Below are 19,452 nucleotides of genomic sequence, written 5' to 3' on the forward strand. Positions count from 1 at the left end.
TGATCAAAAACGTAGTCAAACCACCTAACAATAACACAATAATTGCATATTCGACTACATTATAATTTTTGATTAGTTGTTCCAAATTGAAGGAAATGGCTAAAAGAACCCATCCAAAATTAAAAAGACTCCAATGCCAAAATCCTATCTTTTGATTTACACGTTTTCCTGTTTTTTTAGTACAAAATAGATTAGCGCCATCAATCCTGAAATGAGGCTAAATGAGATGGAGATGGGAAGATATCCTATTACGTAAAAGGAATCGTGTAAGATAATATCAAATGTTCGCGAGGCAAATATAGTACCAAGACCCAATAAAAGCGTTGAAGTAATGGCAAATAAAGAATAAGGTGTAAATTTCATCTGACAGAATGGGTTGAGGAATTAATAAGAACTTTGGAAAATTAGCAATAAATATCGAAATGGGAATCTGTCTAGTGTTGAGAACGAATAATTTAATAAATAGGTGATTTGTTAGTAACAGACAGTAAAAAAGCCATCAACCTCCTCAATTTATTGAAATGCTTCCTCTTTTTTACTGCCTAAAACTGTTGCGTGTAAAAGGTATTTATTATCTCCTATTAATTTATGAGGGCAAACTGTCGTAAATTACTTTCAATATAGTCACTCATCGCCTTGTCCCACTGGAGTCTGCACTCGTCTGAATAAAAATAGTCATTTAGCTCTTCTGGAGAATCTAGTAGTTCAAGACTTTTCAAATAGGCTCTGTGTCTTTGGTTTTTACTCAGAATAGTAGTTTGAGATAAGCTAAGGTACCAATTCATTTTTAAACTATTTTTCTTAAGTTCTGCTAGGAAATTATCATAGAGTTTCAAAAGCTCTGTCTGATTTAGCTCAACCATCACTTGTCTGACCGCATTCAAATGTTCGCCCTTGTTATGTAAAAATTGGTTCACCCCACCATTATCTACTTCTCCCGAAAATGCTAAAAAGGACCAAAAGATTTTTTGTCCTCTGGTAAGCTCTTTCCAAAATAGATTTGAATTCTCTTTTCCTTTATGTTTTTGAGTTAGGTTATCGAATAGCAATTCCATGTATTCTGTTACTCGATTGTCGTATTCATCATAGGATTCCCACTGATATGTGGTTTGAATATTTTCAAGTTGTTGTTTTGAAATGGTTACAAAATGAATCAATTCATTTTGATTCCCTTTTTCAATATCGAAAAGACGTACCATTACAAAATATTTTTTTAGAAACTCCCAAATGAAACTACCTATATAATACGCTAATACTAGATTTAGAAGCCAATTTAACCAATCAAACTCTGCTACTTGAGACATAAGAAATAAGTGTGTTTATCGTGATTTATGTTGAATAATAAGATACTCTATTTAGGTACTAAAGATATTTCTTTTGTATCGCAGACCAAAACTACTTTAATATTGAATTGTATTTTTAATCTCCAATAGGTTTTTATTGATAGAAAACGCTTGAAATTCTTTAGTTACTTAATCATTGGGATGAGGTGTATTAATACATTGCTAAAGTTATGAGAAAACACTCCCAACAAAATACTCCTGCTTTGAACAGTTAGCCAACCATACAAATAACCATAGAAAAAGGTGCCTAACCCCATTAGGTAATCAAAATTTACGTCTAGTTCTTCTGTAATCTGAACTCCATGAACCAAACCAAATAACAGTCCATTTAGGATGAGACTTGGATTTCTAATAGATAGGTTGAAAAAAGAAATTCTTTCTTTTAAGGCATTCAGCATAATACCTAAAAAGACAGCTCTAAACATGACTTCTTCATCAATCCCTGGCATCGTTGACTCGTACAATAATGTTTCGAAGTCATATTCTGTTTTTGGATTAAAATAAGAGAAGAAAGCTAATAAAATAGGTAAGCTTGCTACTATGAGTGGTCTTTTGAGAAAAATTGATTCCTTTTTAAATCCAATAAAATCAAATGGTTTTAGCCTTTCTCTAATTAGGTAATATATGCAAGTTCCAAAAGTAATTGTAAAGATTTTACCTGTCCAATTCCATTTACTATGTATGATTTGTATATGCTGAGTTTGGGTTGGAGCTTTCAATAAAATTTGATAGACCCAAAAGATAAGCACAAGGATAATAATGGACTTTACTTTCGTTTGGTTTTTTGCCAAAAGTAGGAGAAATGGAAATAAAATTAAAGCTGGCAAAATGCTTTCTAAGAGGATTCTAGTTAAGCCTAAGAACGTGTAGTAATTAGAAAAATATAGTGCCAAGGTGATTTGAGGGATTGAGATTAATAGATATAACCAAAGAGAAATAGAGTATAGGCTTGAAGCCTTAGAAAAATGAGTGCTGGATAGGAATCCAGCACTAGCGAGGAGATACTATTTATTCAATCTTTCAATGAGTTTTTCTATCCCTTTTCTCCAAAAAGGATAATCCTCTTCATTCTCTTGCCAAAGTTCCTTAGGTTCAGAATCCTCTCCGAGTAATTTTTCTAAGGCAATCACCGCCTTCTCTTTTAGGTCAGACAGGTCTATGTTTGGATTTCTGTCAGGAAAAGAGTCAACGTCTAATATTTCGCCCGTTTCACTTTCAGAGAACTTTGTGCCGTTTGTCTGACTGTCAATATAAGTGGCAGAAACAATAACCGCATTTCCTTCCGTGGAGTCAATAAAGTCAGATTCTAAGGCAGTTTCTAAGGCATCTTCAATTAGTTCTTTTGGATTTTCGGATGCTTCGATTTCGTCCATAAAATCAAAGGCATCATCATCTTCATAATACTTGAATCCCCAAGCTCCCATAAATTTTTGAGTTAAATTGTTAAAGGTTATATTGTTTTAAATTTTGCAAAAGAATGCTTTCATAAATAGGATATACAGTGAAGTTCTTTGTTAGAAAGGATACAACACACTTAGTTTTTCCAATTATACCATTCTAACTCGATTGCTTCCTGAAAATAGGCTTTAAATTTTTACATACTAGGGTCAGTGAACTTAATGATAGTGTATGAACTATCCCAAGCAATTATTTCAATCTTTGCCTGCTCCACCTGTAGATTACCATTTTTCCATATTTGACCATTCCCATCAGCAAAAGGTAAATCAATTTGTGAAGGCTCAATTTCTTGAGTTTTAAGGAGTCCGACAAATACGCCCCAAATTATTTGAATTTCTGTTTTACGTAGAACATTCATTTCTTCTGCAGAGATTAAAAACCAGTCTTTGTCATGATTAATTGGTAGATATTTTAGTTGGTCAGTGTTCAACTCTAAATCTGAGATTAGCCACTTTAGATTACTAATTTCATCCTGAATAGGCTCCAACAAAACTTTTAAATTTGTATGAAATTTGAGTTTACGGGTATTTCTGATTATCCAATTCACAATTATGCATGTCGGTTTAAGGTTGTAAAAATCGTTTTTTTTACTGTAGATTTTTGTTTAAAATGAAATACTATAAAACTCAAATCAACCCTTCCTTGAAGTTTTTCAATTAACAAAATATAGAAAATTCTACATTTCATTTGGGTTCAGAATGGCTTTGTCCAAATTTAGGATAAAATCCTAAAGAAATTGATTGCTGGATTGGAATCCAGCAAAAGTAAAGATGATGTTATATTTTCAGACCTTTGGTTACAGTCGCATTTATTTTGTCGATATCCTTAATCCAATTTATTAGCTCAGGATCTATCCACTTCAAAAGATTTAAAATTGAATTGTAGACACCTATAGTAATAGAAAAGTCAATCGACACCCCAACAAAACAAATGGGTTCATTATGGTTAATTCTATTTCTAAATTGTCGAACTTTTGTAAGTTCATTTAATACTTGAGTTCTACCATAACCAGAGGGAAGATGTTTAAAAAGTTTTATTGGTCGACCTTTCAATATTTTGTAATGGTGATTTTCAAATAAGTCCGTCCAAAAGCCAAAGGTTTGTTCAGAGATTACCCGCCCACTTGTAATAGCAATTCCTCTTTTTCGTAATTTATCTTCTGCGCTCTTAACAGAATTTAGGATAAACCTGTTTGTTGTAATTTTACCAGTCTTTTTATTGGTATGTGTGAGTAGTGGATCAACCATAAAACCATTTTTTTGGTTGATTATCCAGTTAGGGTCTGCGAAATGGGTTGTTAATTGGTCATTTACTCCATTTCGGAGCACTACCTCCAAACAACCTAATAAAGGATGAAAAGCCTGAGCTACTTTGAGATTTGCCTTATAAAGTTTGATACATCTTTTTGTGTCATTAGCACAAGCAATTAAGTACCTACCAGTTCTAGGTGAAGAAAAATAGGTCGTAAAACTTACATATTTCATTGATATTTTTACGAAAAAGGTGATATATTTGTACTGTGATGCTTGGTAAAGCCTCTTGTCTTCAGATAACGTAACCAAGTTTAAGAATTTAAGACTCGCTTTTAGCGAGTCTTTTCTTTTATGGATATTTCTGTTGCTCTTTGTTCTTAGTTATTCTTAATGGTAAATTTCAAGTTGTTTTGTTCGATGAAATTATATCCGATATCAATAGTTTTCTCTTTGCGCTTGAATAGTTTACCATCAGTCAACAATACTTCTTTTTTACCTTCAGCGTTCCAAAATTTAATCATATACTTTGGCTCAAACCTCGCCTTAACTACTTTTCCTCTAAGAATTTCTGTCAACAGGTAAAAGCTTTCAGATTTGGTTAGGTCACAACTTTGTTTTTTAGTTTCGAAAAGTATGGGCTGGATTGGCATAATCATACCTTTTTTTGAAAGGGTTTTAGCCTGATATGTTGATATAAATATCTAATTGATGTATATGCCCAAATTAACAAGGGTGGAGATTGACGTCCGTTATCTGTAATTGATTTAATAATTTTTTGGTTTTTAATAAAAGTAACTGTTATTGTCTCATCATCTGTCAAATTTGCTTCATAATTATTCCTTATGTTCTTTAGGTCAGCCTTTTTAAAATTTTCTTCAATATTGGAATAGTCCTCCGCTGTAATCTTAGAATAAAACATTCCTTGTACTGTAGTGTTAAATTTACCCAAAAATAACACATCTCCGTTTTTTCAATGCTAATATCTAGTTGAGGACAAGGTCCCATACAGCCCGAGGTTGAGACTATAATTTTATCATAATTTTCATTGGGATCGATTTTATATTTTGCTCTTACAAACTTTGAAAATACGCTATCTCTAACTTGAACTGTCAAAGTGTCTTCAATTATCGAAACGATTTTTTGGATGTACCATTTGTTTCCTGACAAATCAAATATCTTCAGTTTATTTCCATCGATTTTATAACGTGTTCTGTTTCCAAGATAATAGATCTTTGTTCGGTCGTGATCAAACTTCTTATAAAACCCGAATTTATTTTCACAAGTATTGTTTGGGAAGAAAATAAATCCTAAAGGAATTGGGAGAGGAGGAGGTAAATTATCATTATTTGATAATCTAGCATCTACCTCTTTTACAAAAGTCCATTCTCCAATAATATCCTTTCTAAGTTTACCAGACTTTTTTGTCTCACAAGAAAGTAGAACCAGAATCGCCAGAATTATTTTTATGCTTTTCATTTTCATCTGTTTACCTGTAATAGGTGATATTCGTGTATACGAACTTTTTATATTCTCTGGTAAGTAAATAATGCATTCTAAAACTTTCATATTTGATTCAAATTCACTTCCCCTCCCTCCTAAACTCACTAGGTGTAACACCTTTCACTTTCTTAAATTGATTTGATAGATGCTGTACACTGCTGTATCCTAATTGGTTGGCTATTTCGCTAATATTGAGTTGGTTGTAGGTGAGGAGTTCGCTGGCTTTTTGGATTTTTTGTTCTATCAAATATTGCTCAATCGTCTGATGTTCAGATTCTGAAAATAGCTGACTGAGCACTTTGTAGTCCTTTCCTATTTTATCAGCCAACAATACTGAGAACTTTAGAGTTGTATCTACGGGTATTTCGGTTTGTAAATAATCGGTGATAAATGCCTTGATTTGACTGATAGTTTGTGCTTGCTTATCGGCCAATATCTCAAAACCAAATTCCTCCAACTTTGTGAAGATATGTTGTTGCTCTTCAGAGGTCAAAGATTGAGCGGTTTCGACCAAACCTAATTCTACCGTTACTGGAAATACGTTGGCTTGTTCAAACACTTGTCGAACAACGTATTTGCAGCGGTCACAAACCATATTTTTTATATATACCTTTGTCATATCTTGATTAAAATGGTTCCTTGTAGGAGATTCCGTCACTAAATTAATGCCTATCTCGTTAATAGGCTCATTGGATGAAAAACAAAAATTTTGACTTTATCGCTCCCTATTATGACTTTTTAAGTAAACTAATCTTTGGTGACAGGCTACGTATAGCCCAAATCAGTCTTTTGTCCAAGATACCAAAACATCAACGGATACTTTTGGTAGGTGGTGGTACAGGTTGGATTTTACCCGAATTACTTCAGATTTGCGAGCCTTCTGAAATAGTATATGTCGAAAAATCTGCCGAAATGATTTCTTCGAGCAAAAAACAGGTATCCACCAACAGCCCTATTGTATGGGTATGTGGGGGAGAAGAGCAGTTTCAAGAATATGGAAGTTTTGACATCGTTTTTACACCATTTTTCTTAGATTTATTTCCTGAGCCATGGCTTGATAAACATATTGTTTCACCCTTGATTTCTGTTCTTAAGCCATCAGGATTTTGGTTATTGGTGGATTTTTTCCCAACCTCTCATTTGTTTTTTACTTTCCTTACCAAAATAATGTACACTTTTTTTAGAATGGTTAGCGGTGTAACCAATGCTGAATTGGCTGACTATCCTAAATTGTTATCGCAAAATAAGCTCACACTCACGCATTCCGAGGAATGGATGAATGGCTATGTAAAAGCCCAAGTATGGCAAAAAGGGGATTAAGGGTTTGAAAACGATTTTGCTAAAATCATGTCGGATATTATAAGGCGTTGGGCGAAATAAAACTCAATTTCGTATAAAAGCGGTCAGTAAGTTTCCTGAAATTTAGTAAGTTGGACAAATTAAACAAAGAATACGGAGTTTTGAGTAGGGAGTTTTGAGTTTTAAAATTGACTAAATAGATAGCGTAATTAGAAGAAAAAGTAAAAAAGAAACTTTACAATGATGGTATGGCGTGGGTTGAGTTTATTATTTACTATACTCAATTCGAAACTCATCATTCATCATTCAAAACTTATATAATAGACCCTCAAATTAAAAGACCAAATAAATAGTTACATTCAAATATGAAGACACATTTCTCTCCACTAACCCCAAAGGTTGCAGTAGCATTGTGCTTACTGATGGCTGGTTGTCATAGCAAGAAAAAAGAGGAATCAGGCAAGAAAGAAGATAAGCCTGTAATCGTAGATGTCGTAGTGGCTTATCCAGAGTCAGTTGCCAACGTTATTGAGGCAAACGGTTCGGTGGTTGCAAATGAATACGTAGAACTACATCCTGAAATTAGTGGACGCCTAACTTTCCTCAATGTTCCAGAAGGTACAACTGTTGCCAAAGGTACAATCATTGCCAAAATTTATGATGGCGATTTGCAGGCACAATTGCTAAAGCAAAAGGTGCAGTTGGAATTGGCTGAGAAAACAGAACAACGTTTGTCGAAATTATTGGCAGTAAATGGTATCAATCAAGCCGATTTTGATGCAGCCTTGAATACCGTTAATTCCTTAAAAGCCGATATGGTATATACGCAGGCTCTTTTAGAGAAAACTGTCCTAAAAGCTCCTTTTGCTGGTACAGTTGGTTTGAGAAAAGTAAGTAATGGTGCCTACGTAACTCCAACGACCATTATTGCTACGATTCAACAAACTTCTGTGCTAAAAGTTGACTTTACTTTACCTGAAGAATATTCTACTGCAATCAAAAAAGGCTCTGTTGTAGATGTGGAAATAGATGCTGGAGGCAAAACCCGTTGCAAAGCAAATGTTATTGCTGTAGAGCCACAAATCAATTTGACTACTCGAAATATTCAAGTGCGTGCAATTCTTCAAAAATGCAATGCCAACCCAGGAACATTTGCTAAGGTTTATATTAATAGTGCTGTAGATAAAAACAGTATTATGATTCCAACCAATGCAGTAATTCCAGATGATAAAAATAAGAAATTGGTATTAGTGAAAAATGGTAAAGCCGTATTTACAGATGTAACAACGGGGGTACGTACAGAAGAATTTGTAGAAATTAAAAGTGGTGTAAGTATGGGTGATACTGTGGTAGTTGGTGGAGTATTGTTTGCTCGTGACGGAAAAGAGGTAAAAGTAAGAAAAGTTGAGAGATCAGATAAATAATCAATTTACGCTGAAACAATACCCCGTGATTCATCCAAACAACAGTATGATTTGTTTACTAAAGCATTAGATTAATTTTATGAATATTTCAGAATTATCACTAAAGAGACCCATCTTTGCTACCGTGATGAATATCTTGATTGTACTTTTTGGTGCAGTAGGGTTTTCATTTTTGTCGGTGAGGGATTATCCTGCGATTGACCCCCCGATTGTGACGGTTTCGACTTCTTATACAGGTGCTAACCCCGACATTATCGAAAACCAAATTACCGAACCTCTCGAAAAAGAGATTAATGGTATCCCTGGGATTCGCTCTATTACCTCTTCAAGTACGCTTGGTCGTAGTACGATTACGGTCGAATTTAACCTCGGCTCTGACCTTGAAGCTGCTGCCAGTGACGTGCGTGACAAGGCTGCGCAAGCCTCTCGTAACCTTCCACAGGATATTGATGCTCCTCCAGTGGTTTCGAAAGCCGATGCCAACTCTGATTTTATCTTATTGTTGGCGATTCAGAGTAAGTCAAAAAGCTTATTAGAATTAAGTGATTATGCGGAAAACGTTTTACAACAACGTTTCCAAACTATCAATGATGTAAGTGGGATTAATATTTTAGGTCAAAAACGTTACGCAATGCGTTTGTGGTTGAAGCCTGATTTGATGAACTCACACAACATTTCATTTACTGATTTACAGACTTCCCTTTCTCGTGAAAACGTAGAGATTCCAGCAGGTAAAATTTATGGTGCTGGAACAGAAATGACGATACGTGCCATGGGGCGTTTGACTTCAGAGCAACAATTCCGTGATTTGATTATTCGTCAGGATGCAGATGGAATTGTCCGCTTGGGAGATATCGCTGAAATTGAATTAGGACCTGAAAACTTAGAAACTTCTTGGAAATTCAATGGTGTTCCTGCGGTTGGTATGGCGCTTGTTCCTCAACCAGGTGCAAATTATATTGATATCGCAGATGAGTTTTACAAAAGATTAGAAGAAATCAAAAAGGAAAACAAATCGGATATTGAGTTTAAACTATTGATAGATAACACCAAAAACGTTCGTAACTCCTTGAAAGAGGTAGAAGAAACTTTGATTATTTCATTAGGCTTGGTAATCATCGTTATTTTCTTGTTCTTCCGTGATTGGCTTATTGCTATTCGTCCTTTGGTCGATATCCCAATTTCATTGATTGCCACTTTCTTTGTGATGTACTGGGCAGGTTTCTCAATCAACGTATTGACTTTATTGGGTATCGTATTGGCAACAGGTTTGGTAGTGGATGATGGTATTGTTGTTACCGAAAATATTTTCCGTAAACTCGAAGAAGGTATGCCAATTCGAAAGGCGGCTTTGGAGGGTAGTAAGGAAATCTTCTTTGCCGTTATTTCTACATCCCTGACCTTGGCGGTTGTGTTTTTACCAGTGATTTTCTTGCAAGGTTTTGTAGGTAGCTTATTCCGTGAATTTGGTATCGTGGTAGCAGGTGCTGTATTAATTTCGGCCTTTGTTTCACTAACCATCACACCAGTACTTAATGTAGTCATGAGTCGCAAGAAGCATTCTTATGGCTGGTTCTATCTTAAGACAGAACCATTCTTTGTGGAAATGGAAAATGGCTACAAGAAAATGCTAAAAGGATTTATGAATATCCGTTGGATGGCATGGGTCATAGTAGTAGTTTGTGCAGGAATCATTTGGTTTATCGGAAAAGATATTCAGTCTGAGATTGCACCAATGGAAGATAAAAGCTCTGTACGTTTTACCATTACGGCACCAGAAGGTTCGAGTTTTGACTTTACAAAAAATGTAGCAGAGGAACTAACGACTTACCTCAACGATTCGGTGCCAGAAATGGACTTTGTATTTAATGCAGTGCCAGGTTTTGGGGGTAGTGGTGGTACCAACTCTTCGATTGCTCGTGTAGGTTTAGTGCCTCCAACCGAACGTAAGAGAAGCCAGCAAAAAATTGCTAAAGACCTCAACGAGAAGCTTTCACAGTTTAACAATGCACGTATTTTTGCGGTACAAGAACAAACTATTTCAGTAGGTTCTGGTTCAAGAAGCTCATTGCCAGTTCAGTTTGTAATTCAGAACGTAGACTTGAACAAGATTAAAACGGTATTGCCAAAATTCTTGGAAGAGGCTCGTAATGAAAAAACTTTCCAGAACGTTGACGTAAACTTGAAGTTTAATAAACCCGAACTCTTAATGACCTTTGATCGTATCAAAATCAAAGATTTAGGTTTGACCACACAAGATGTCGTTTCAGCAGTACAAGGCGCATTTTCTGGTCGTCGTTTGGCATACTTTACAATGAACGGACGCCAGTACCAAGTAATCGGACAAGTGGAAAGAACAGATCGTAAGCAACCTTTGGATATCACAAATGTATATGTCACTAATTCTCGTGCTGAGAGAATTCCGTTGAGTGCCGTTGTGAAGTTAGAAGAAAGTAGTAACCCTTCTACTATTTATCACTTCAATCGTCTGAAATCTGCGATTGTATCTGCTTCCTTAGCAGAGGGTAAAACCATTGGTGACGGTGTGAAAGCGATGCAGAAAATTGCAGGTAAAACTTTAGATAATACTTTCCAAACAGCGCTTAATGGTCCTTCACGTGACTATGCTGAAAGTTCATCAAATACCAGTTTCGCTTTCGGTTTGGCATTAGTGTTGATTTATTTGCTTTTGGCAGCACAGTTTGAAAGCTTTAAAGATCCATTGACCATCATGTTGACGGTACCTTTGGCATTGGCAGGAGCGTTGTTAAGTTTGTGGATTTTTAATCAAACCTTGAATATCTTCTCTCAAATCGGTATGATTATGTTGATTGGTTTGGTGACTAAAAATGGTATTCTAATTGTTGAATTTGCCAATCACAAACGTGCCGAAGGTTTATCAATTTTCGAAGCCGTAGTAGAAGCCTCTGCTCAACGTTTGCGTCCAATTTTGATGACTAGTTTGGCAACTTCTTTGGGTGCTTTACCAATTGCTATGTCTCTAGGTGCTGCTGCTACCAGCCGTATTCCTTTGGGTATTGTAGTGGTAGGCGGTATTTTATTCTCGCTAATTCTAACGCTTTTGGTGATTCCTGCAGTTTATACCTTTATTTCAGGTAAAAAGGATCATCAACCAGAGCCAGACGAGGAGGAAGCATTACAAGCTTAGATTTCACTCATACAAACGAATTAGTTCCTATTCATGTGAATTGAAATAATAATGAAAAAAAGACTTTCTTATATCTTTTTAGCGACTTGTCTTCCAACTTGGATGATGGCTCAAGACCGCGTGACTCTGTCAGATGCGGTAAATACTGCGCTAAAGAATAGTTTGGATATACAAATTGCCAAAAATGCCTTAAATATTGCTACCATCAATAATAATAGAGGTGTAGCAGGGGCTTTGCCAACGGTAAATGGTAGTGCAACCAATACCCAACAGGTAACAAGTTTGAACCAGGAGTTGAGTAATGGAACCTCAACAAATCGACCAAATGTGGCAGCTAATAACACTAACGTAAATATTACGGGAACAATGGTGTTGTATAATGGCAACAGAATTATGACCACCAGAAAGCGATTGGACGAACTTCAAAAACTTAGTCAAACTCAGTTGAATAGTGTTATTCAAGGAATTTTGGCTGATGTAATGTTGAAATATTATGCGGTAGTTCAGCAACAAAATTTTTCAACAACTCTTGAAAAATCTTTGGAGGTTTCTAAGCAACGTTTGTCAATTATTGAATCAAGACGCTCAGTTGGGATGTCAAATGATGCTGATTTGATTCAAGCAAAATTGGATGTCAACTCGCAACTTCAGTCTATTCAGTCTCAAAAGTTGGTGATAGAACAAGCCAAAACCGACTTGTTAAGGGCAATGACCCAACAGACAGAATCAAATATCGTGATTCAAGATACCATTTTGGTAGATGCGAAATTAGACTGGGATGCGCTGAAAACAAGTATCAACTCGCATCCTGACATTATGGCGGCTGATCAACAGATTACGATTAATCAATTTTTAGAAAAAGAGACGAAAGCACGTTTGTCTCCAACACTTAATCTAAACGCTGGGGTAAGCTATATTAGAAGTCAAAATGCGGCAGGTTTTACTTTGTTGAACCAAACTTATGGACCTTCTCTTGGACTGAATTTGACTGTTCCAATTTACACGGGTTCTGTAAACTCTCGTCAGGTGCAAATTGCGGGTATCAATACTCAAACTGCGAGAATCCAAAAGGAAACGCTTATTCAAAATTATCAGGCCAATGCTACAAAAGCGTGGCAATCTTACACGAATGCCTTGAAATTGTTGGAAACCGAAAAGCAAAACTATGAATTGGCGAGTAACTTGCTTAAAGTGGTGATGAACCAATTCAAGCTCGGTCAAGCAACGATTGTGGATGTGAAATTAGCTCAGCAAAGTTTCGAAAACTCTGGCTATCGTTTGAATAATTTGAGTTACTCGGCGAAACTAGCTGAAATTAATTTGAAGCAATTGGCGTACAAACTTGAATTATAATTCTTTCTGAGTGATAAAAGAAAAGCCCTTCGTGATGGAGGGCTTTTTTGTTTTCTATTTCTTGCAAGTAGATATGCCCAAAATGGTATAAAGTGGACAAAAACTGACTAAACTTGTCACAAAAAATACACCAGCAATGACCAGTGCTATGATGCCAATGGTACCTGTGAGCGTTCCAGTAAAGTACAATACAGCAACAATGATCGCAATTATGACACGAATTAATTTGTCGGTACTTCCCATGTTCTTTTTCATCGTATGAAATATTTAGTTGAATATAAGAGGGTTTGAATTGATGTCATAAATATCCCGATTATTCCAATGTCATACAGTGATAATTGTTACATAAAAACCTGTTTTTGAGAAGTTTATTCTAAATTTAGTACGCTTCTATCTTACCAGCTTTCCACTCGTAAGGAATATCTTTAACGATAAATCCACTGGCTAATTGAAATTGGTTCTTCGTTAGTTGGTTAATATACTCGCTGGAAAAATCTTGAATTTTTATGGGTTTAGGCTCCCAAAATGATCTTTTTCCTTCCACAATTATTACTTCTCGATTAACATCATCCACCGAAAATGTAAATGGTAATGGTCCCGCAAAGCGTCTGGCTTCTTTCCAATCGGCAAAAGGAGAGTTTGAAGGTAATACAATATTTGATGCATCCTCCTCATGATACTGTATTTTAAAACCTCCAAGTTTAGATTGAAAAAGTATACTATTTTGTCGTGTAGTATTCTGAATATAAATGGTTTCGTATTTGTAGTTGGTGAAAATATTTCCCAGAAACTCCATTTTTCTTTTATCCGTTTCTGATTTCAGAATAAACAAACCTCGTAAGTTTTTGCCTTTTTTGTTAGTATATCTCACAAAAATCCTATAACCAATAAGTGTAAAATCATTTCCTAAAAAAGCTGGGAATCCTTTGGGGCGAAGATGTTTTGTCTCTACCAAAGCCATGGCTACAAATCCCCAATGGTTTTGAAACGTATCAAGCTGTAATGGCGCTGGAATTAATTTCTCCAGCATACTCTTTTCAACGGCACAAGTAACAACTACTGACTTATTGAAAAATGCTTCTACAGGAAAAGGATGTGATTGAAGCTTTTTGAAGATATTCATATTTGCTTGCCGATAGGTTTAAATACAAAGGCATGTAGATAGATCAGTAGACAAAAAATTGAGGCAAAAAGGAGATTCCATGCACCCCATAATAGCCATTCTTGAGCTAACGCAAATTCCAGAAGGTTCATCGTCATCACGATCACGATTTGAAAAATCGCGATAAATTTCGCTTGAATATTCAGATAAATAATGATTCCCAAGCATATTTCCAGTACACCAATGAGGATAGTTAGTTCATGACTATAGGTAGCTCCTAGGATAGTTTCAACGATCTGTTCATGTCTAGGAACTTGCCCTAAAATTTTACAATAAAGCCCATTCAGTAGCCAAACGGTAGCAATAAAATGACGAAAATAGTCGTGAAGAGCTTGTGTCATGGCGGAGTTTCTTTTTATGGGTGGCAAGAAGACTAATTTTGATACAAAAAAACTGAACTTCGGATATAGATAAAAAACGTTGTTTCGTAAAGTAATTGTAATTTACCTGATTTATTGAGATTCAGAAAGAAATTTCTCAAACGATTTTCTGCATTAAAGGTTATTATGATTCCTTAAACCATAGAATGAGTTAATAAATATTGAGAAATAATGAAGAGTTTTACTGGTAGAGAGGCAATACTTTGTGTCTAAAGCCAGTTGAAACCTCGTAATTTTTCAACAAAAAGCGGTAGAAAAATATCTTTCTACCGCTTTTTGTTTCTACTATACCAAAATTTACTTAGCCTAAGACGCAATCATTGCGTTTCTACAGCTAGAATACAAATGTTAAATAATCACTCATTCACTCATTCTCAATTCACTCAATTTAAAATAAACCAGCTTAAGTAATCGTGCAGAATTATATTTAAGTTTTGTGTTTTAGGGACAAGGCAACAGGCACAAGGCATAGAGTGTTCAAATGTTTTTTATTGCCCACAGCCATGCTTTTTTCTAAAACCCACCGCCGAAAGCCGATATCTGAAAGCCCCAAGCATAATCTTAAATCTTATTTTGCATGATTACTTACAAAACCCTAAAATGATATTCCTGAATCAAGGCTGGTGTTTCTGGTGAAAGTGTCAAGCTGATTTCGCATTTACCTTTTTCTCCCTCCACGATGAAACTACCTCTCAGTTTGTTTTGAGGTTTAATCGGATGAATTTTGACCACCTTGCCAATTTTTTCTTGGAAGTTTTTGGTATCTTTTCCTAAAATTGACATCGGGTAATCGTCGAAAAAGTTTATAGCAAAAATATTCATACTCTTAGCATTTTCCCAATTTTTGACAGCATCTACCAACTGTACATATCTCTCTTCTAATACCTTAGCAGGTTGAATAGGATAACGTTCAAGTTTGGTTGTAGCCAAAAGCGTGTCTAAAATTTGAATGTTGATATAGCTCATTGGTGAGTAAGTATTATTGGCAAAAGAAACAACGCCTAAACCATAATCTTGTAAGATATACCAATGACTTCCGAAGCCCGGCAGCCCTCCGCTATGTCCTACCATTCGACGACCTTCACAGTCAACAGAGGTACGTAAACCGTATCCATATGCACTTACCATCGCACATTTTTTCCCTGATTGATATTGGTAGTTGGCGTTGAGGTTATTAAACTGCCAAGGTTTTTGCATTTCCCGTACCGAACTCCTTTTAATAGGTCCCACTTCGGGGGCATCACTTGTTGGCCAAGCAGCTTGATGAAAGGCCACATATTTGCCATAATCCTCCATAGTCGTGATAAGTCCGCCCATAGCGCCATAAACGCCATCGTGTTCTAGTGGTTGTGGAATCCACTTGCCATCTAACCAACGGTAGCCTAAGGCTAGTTCTTTTTGTGGAACTTTCGTGTATTCCCAATAAGTATGATTCATACCCAAAGGCTTCAAAATTTGCTGGTTGATGTATTCCTGATAGGCTATTCCTGATACTTTTTTGATGATAGCACCCAATAGCGCAAAACCTAAATTGCTGTATTCGTATTCAGTATCAACGGCGGTTGAGAAGCTAATTCCTTTTTTCAAGAAATCCGTAAACTCTTTTTCTGAAATACCTAACTGTCTATCACCCCATGGATTGTCTTCAGGAAAACCAGCCGAGTGTGTAAGAAGGTTTCTGACCGTAATAGTAGGTGAATCTTTTGTAGCATATTTCTGATTTTTCATTTCAGGTACATATTTCCAAACTGGGTCGTCCATCTGAAGCTTGCCTTCATCACGAAGTTTGACGATGGCCATAGCCGTCAAGCTTTTGGTCATACTTGCAATTCTAAAAGCAGATTGTGGTGTAGCAGGAATATTTTGTTCAAGATTCGCCATGCCGACTCCTTTGGCATGAATCAATTTACCATCTAAAACGATACCGTAGCTCATGCCGGGGAAATGATTTTTTTCAGCATATTCTTTAAATAATTGGTCTACCAAAGGAAGTGCTTGTGAAACTTGCTGTTTTCTTTCTTCAAATGTTTGTGCTTGAGTTTGGAAAAATAATCCTAGACCCAAGGCTATTCCTAGAATTCGTTGATGAGGTAAGTTGCGCATATTTTAGTGTTGAGTTTTTCTCTAAAATAGCTTTTTAGGTGTTGAAAAACAAATAATTTAGCCGATTCAAAAACAAAGCCCTTCTTGGTGAAGAAGGGCTTGTAAACTGAATTATGTAGCAAAAAGTGGAAAAATACGGTTCGATTTGGGATTTCAGATTTGAGATTTCGGATTCTGTTTTTGTAAAATCATATCCGAAATCCCATATCTAAAATCCGCCATACTCATTGACTTGTTTTTAGTAAAGTATTTGAACTGGGCCTAATAAGCCAGAGGGTTCGGGTTCCCAAGTCGATGGCTCTAGGGCTTTATATTGAATATCGACGATATTAATGTCCTTGAATTTCTTCCAGTTATGTGATTGTTTGTCGATATATCGCATTCTGTTGGCTGAAAGATTTTTTACTTCAATTTCTAAATGATTCTTTTCTTTTAACAACTTGGTAGGAATTGCTACTTGGAACGGCAAACACCAAAGTGTTCCTAAACTTTGACCATTTAAGGTTACTTTTGCCGACTCACGAACATTACCAAGGTTCAAGTAAATTACGCTTTCTTTTACAGATTTCCAGTCAAAATCTACCGAATATTTGGCAGTTCCTGTAAAATATTGATTCGTAGAATCTCCAACGCTCGTCCAAGAGTCTAGTCTCGTAGTTTGGTAAGATTTTGGTAAAAATGGTTGCCCCTCCAAAAAGTCAACTTTCCATGTTCCATTGATTTCTACTTTATGCGTAGGTTGGGCAGTCAAATTTTTAGCAATAATCTGAGCAGGTTTTTGTCAAAAAATTGAACAAAACGACTTTCTCCTGCCAAAAGGGCTAATTTGATTTCGGTATAAGCTCCTTTCTTATTTAAAGAGATATATTCCTTTGTTTGATGGAGCGGGTCATATATTTCCACAGCTTCGCCCTTAGCACCCAGTAATAAATTACCTTCTTGAAACTTTTGAGAGAAATTACTGATAAAGTATAAGGTGCCTTTGCTATTTTTCTTCTTGATAAAAGAAATTCCTTTGCTCGCCATTTCCTCTGAGGTAATTCCAAGTTTTGCTAAGGCATTTGGAAGGGTAGAAATATCGGTAGTCTTTAAGCTTGCATTGAATTTGGCTAATAATGCTTCGTTTGATTCCCAATTTCTAAAGCCCGCAGTATTGGCAGGCAATTGGTCAATAAACAAAATTGGAGCCCCCTGCTTTTGTAATGTTTGCAAGGCTTTGAGGGTTTCTGTAGGTAAATATTGTGTTTTCGGGATGACGATGGTCTTGTAAGTCAACCCTCCATGACTTTGTAGTTTTCCGTTTGCATATTTTAACTGAGTCAACTGTAAATCAGAAATATAGTCATAGTTGAAACCTTTCGATTGTAAAAGTTTAGCAACTTGTCCAAACGAATTATTGAATAAAAGTTCCTGTGCATTGGCATGTACAGATAACAAATGTACATGTTCTTTTCCTCCCGCATCGTGCCAAATATCGTGGATAGGGAAGTAGAGTAATACATCATTTTGTGCTTTTGATTCTTGCAAAAGTGCCTGACAACGAGCAATATACTCATTCAAAAAGTGTAATTCATTCCAGAAATGACTTTGTTGGTTGAAGTTAGTAGACGCATAAAATAACCAACCCGGATATGCATCTTGCGGAGGAGAGTAAGGCACACCATGATAGAAAATGTGATTGATACCCGAAGTCAAAGACTCATCAATAATGGGTTTTACCTGTGATAGTGACACCTTAAAATGGTCTGCCAACCAAGTTGCGGTTTCTGAGCCCACAAATTTTTTATTTTCTGTATTAGCCGCTGAGGTGGCAAATTTTATTACCAAAGGATCTGGAATACCGTATCTAGTTTCTTCAAATTTGGGGTCTCTTCTGAAATTTGGAATGTCAAAATATTTTGTTCCAAAGTATTCAGTTTCTGGTACATCCGAAAGTGCATATAAGTCGAGCATATTGCCAGGAGAACCATGAGCTTCGTTTCTTGAAATTTTGCCCATTTTCCTAACGCCTTCTGCCCAAGTTTTAGTAAAGGCCTCTCTGCACAAGTCAGCAATCGTGGCATTATAGTCACCAAAAATTCTTTTTTCGAGAAGATCTTTTGTTTCTGTTTTTGCCAAAGTACTCAAGTAAGGCGTTAAATCATATCCACGTCTTTTCTGAAATTCCTCTAAAAAATTACTTGTCCAGTTGGCACCATACACTTCGTATGAGTCGTTGTAAAGCGCACGTACTCCATATTCTGGTGACTGGAATAGTGTTTGAAAAGGCTTCATATAATGTTCTAACGCTTCCTTGTTGAAGTGGTCGAGAACTAAACCTTCACCCCCGGGAGCGGCACGTTTGACTTTTTGTTTAGTCGGTAATGCTCTGACGCTAGTTTTTCCATTTTCTGTAAAAACTTCAAAATATTTAGCTGCCTCATTTTCACTTACTTGCTTTCCGCCAAATGGCCAACCAGTACCCATGGTCATATCTATTCCCAATCCTAAGTTGTTGGCTTCTTTTACAGTAAATGCCAACATTTGATTCCATTTAGGACTCAAAAAATCTAGGTTGTTGGCGTCGTTTCCTTTTACACCATAAATCGGTATAATATGCAAACCGCCAAAGCCTGCTTGAGCATAATCTTGTAAGTTTTTACGGATACCTGCTTCATCTACTGCACTGCCCATCCACCACCAATACGCCCAAGGCTTATGCGTATCATACTTTTGTGCATTTGTAGTAAACATTCCAATCAGAAAAAAAGTTATCAGCAAACAAACCCTTCTAAAGTTGGCCAATCTTTGATTTTCTAATTTTGTAAAAGACATAATTTTCATTTTTGATATGATTATTTTAATTTTTTCAAGATACATAGATAGAAAATAAAAACAACACAAGCATCCTGTAGCATACTGGAACTAAGATTAAAATCACATCTTTTGAAACAAGCTCAAATTATGGTTCTAAAGCTTGAGAAATAAATAAATACAAAATACCGATTACATATTTAACGGAATATTTA

At 36.0% G+C, this 19,452-nt stretch carries 19 protein-coding genes; 4 read left to right on the forward strand and 15 right to left on the reverse strand.

The window, feature by feature from the left end:
- Positions 1–581: 581 nt before the first annotated feature.
- The 9 genes from BWI92_RS12490 to BWI92_RS12525 all read right to left on the reverse strand — a co-directional run bounded on the left by BWI92_RS12490 (position 582) and on the right by BWI92_RS12525 (position 6,173).
- Positions 582–1,199: a DUF4375 domain-containing protein gene (locus tag BWI92_RS12490; protein WP_176464408.1), complete on the reverse strand. Its 618-nt coding sequence runs from the start codon at positions 1,197–1,199 to the stop codon at positions 582–584.
- Between the two features lie 269 nt (positions 1,200–1,468).
- Complete coding sequence (locus BWI92_RS12495) at positions 1,469–2,134, reverse strand: CPBP family intramembrane glutamic endopeptidase (protein WP_141234766.1); 666 nt, start codon at positions 2,132–2,134, stop codon at positions 1,469–1,471.
- 213 nt (positions 2,135–2,347) lie between these two features.
- Complete coding sequence (locus BWI92_RS12500; RefSeq protein ID WP_095163599.1) at positions 2,348–2,767, reverse strand: DUF4259 domain-containing protein; 420 nt, start codon at positions 2,765–2,767, stop codon at positions 2,348–2,350.
- A gap of 170 nt (positions 2,768–2,937) precedes the next feature.
- Positions 2,938–3,348, reverse strand: a complete 411-nt coding sequence (locus BWI92_RS12505) for a hypothetical protein (RefSeq protein WP_095163600.1) — start codon at positions 3,346–3,348, stop codon at positions 2,938–2,940.
- A 229-nt stretch (positions 3,349–3,577) separates the two neighbouring features.
- A complete protein-coding gene (locus BWI92_RS12510; RefSeq protein ID WP_217903408.1) occupies positions 3,578–4,363 on the reverse strand; it encodes an Abi family protein in 786 nt (261 codons plus the stop codon).
- 68 nt (positions 4,364–4,431) lie between these two features.
- On the reverse strand, positions 4,432–4,575 hold the full coding sequence (locus BWI92_RS27310; RefSeq protein WP_176464409.1) for a hypothetical protein: 144 nt from the start codon (positions 4,573–4,575) through the stop codon (positions 4,432–4,434).
- 131 nt (positions 4,576–4,706) lie between these two features.
- Entirely contained in the window at positions 4,707–4,973 is a 267-nt protein-coding gene (locus BWI92_RS28850; protein ID WP_409024749.1) for a hypothetical protein, read from the reverse strand.
- A complete protein-coding gene (locus tag BWI92_RS12520; protein ID WP_095163603.1) occupies positions 4,904–5,620 on the reverse strand; it encodes a hypothetical protein in 717 nt (238 codons plus the stop codon). The genes BWI92_RS28850 and BWI92_RS12520 overlap by 70 nt, the downstream gene beginning before the upstream one ends.
- A gap of 13 nt (positions 5,621–5,633) precedes the next feature.
- Positions 5,634–6,173, reverse strand: a complete 540-nt coding sequence (locus tag BWI92_RS12525; protein WP_095163604.1) for an AraC family transcriptional regulator — start codon at positions 6,171–6,173, stop codon at positions 5,634–5,636.
- Positions 6,174–6,247: 74 nt separating this feature from the next.
- Here BWI92_RS12525 and BWI92_RS12530 point away from each other — a divergent pair, with 74 nt between their 5' ends.
- From BWI92_RS12530 to BWI92_RS12545, 4 genes are all read left to right on the forward strand, one after another.
- A complete protein-coding gene (locus tag BWI92_RS12530) occupies positions 6,248–6,874 on the forward strand; it encodes a class I SAM-dependent methyltransferase (protein ID WP_095163605.1) in 627 nt (208 codons plus the stop codon).
- 344 nt (positions 6,875–7,218) lie between these two features.
- Positions 7,219–8,277: an efflux RND transporter periplasmic adaptor subunit gene (locus BWI92_RS12535; RefSeq protein WP_095163606.1), complete on the forward strand. Its 1,059-nt coding sequence runs from the start codon at positions 7,219–7,221 to the stop codon at positions 8,275–8,277.
- Between the two features lie 79 nt (positions 8,278–8,356).
- Entirely contained in the window at positions 8,357–11,446 is a 3,090-nt protein-coding gene (locus BWI92_RS12540) for an efflux RND transporter permease subunit (RefSeq protein WP_095163607.1), read from the forward strand.
- Between the two features lie 51 nt (positions 11,447–11,497).
- Positions 11,498–12,799, forward strand: coding sequence for a TolC family protein (locus tag BWI92_RS12545; RefSeq protein ID WP_095163608.1), 1,302 nt, complete (start codon positions 11,498–11,500; stop codon positions 12,797–12,799).
- Between the two features lie 54 nt (positions 12,800–12,853).
- On the opposite strand, the gene BWI92_RS12550 is transcribed toward BWI92_RS12545, so the two are convergent.
- The 6 genes from BWI92_RS12550 to BWI92_RS12575 all read right to left on the reverse strand — a co-directional run bounded on the left by BWI92_RS12550 (position 12,854) and on the right by BWI92_RS12575 (position 19,258).
- Positions 12,854–13,054 carry a DUF2892 domain-containing protein gene (locus BWI92_RS12550; RefSeq protein ID WP_095163609.1) on the reverse strand — a complete coding sequence of 67 codons (201 nt, stop codon included), beginning with the start codon at positions 13,052–13,054 and terminating at the stop codon, positions 12,854–12,856.
- Between the two features lie 124 nt (positions 13,055–13,178).
- A complete protein-coding gene (locus tag BWI92_RS12555) occupies positions 13,179–13,922 on the reverse strand; it encodes a DUF2071 domain-containing protein (RefSeq protein ID WP_229363005.1) in 744 nt (247 codons plus the stop codon).
- Positions 13,919–14,302 (reverse strand): DoxX-like family protein, encoded by a 384-nt coding sequence (locus tag BWI92_RS12560; RefSeq protein WP_095163610.1) that lies wholly within the window; start codon positions 14,300–14,302, stop codon positions 13,919–13,921. The genes BWI92_RS12555 and BWI92_RS12560 overlap by 4 nt, the downstream gene beginning before the upstream one ends.
- A 624-nt stretch (positions 14,303–14,926) precedes the next feature.
- Positions 14,927–16,444 (reverse strand): serine hydrolase, encoded by a 1,518-nt coding sequence (locus BWI92_RS12565; RefSeq protein ID WP_095163611.1) that lies wholly within the window; start codon positions 16,442–16,444, stop codon positions 14,927–14,929.
- A gap of 238 nt (positions 16,445–16,682) precedes the next feature.
- Positions 16,683–17,195 (reverse strand): glycosylhydrolase-like jelly roll fold domain-containing protein, encoded by a 513-nt coding sequence (locus BWI92_RS12570; protein WP_095163612.1) that lies wholly within the window; start codon positions 17,193–17,195, stop codon positions 16,683–16,685.
- The gene (locus BWI92_RS12575) at positions 17,192–19,258 is read right to left on the reverse strand and encodes a glycosyl hydrolase (protein WP_176464410.1); all 2,067 of its coding nucleotides are present in this window, start codon (positions 19,256–19,258) and stop codon (positions 17,192–17,194) included. The genes BWI92_RS12570 and BWI92_RS12575 overlap by 4 nt, the downstream gene beginning before the upstream one ends.
- Positions 19,259–19,452 lie beyond the last annotated feature (194 nt).

The sequence above is a fragment of the Flectobacillus sp. BAB-3569 genome (genome assembly GCF_002270355.1).
Taxonomy (GTDB): domain Bacteria; phylum Bacteroidota; class Bacteroidia; order Cytophagales; family Spirosomataceae; genus Flectobacillus; species Flectobacillus roseus.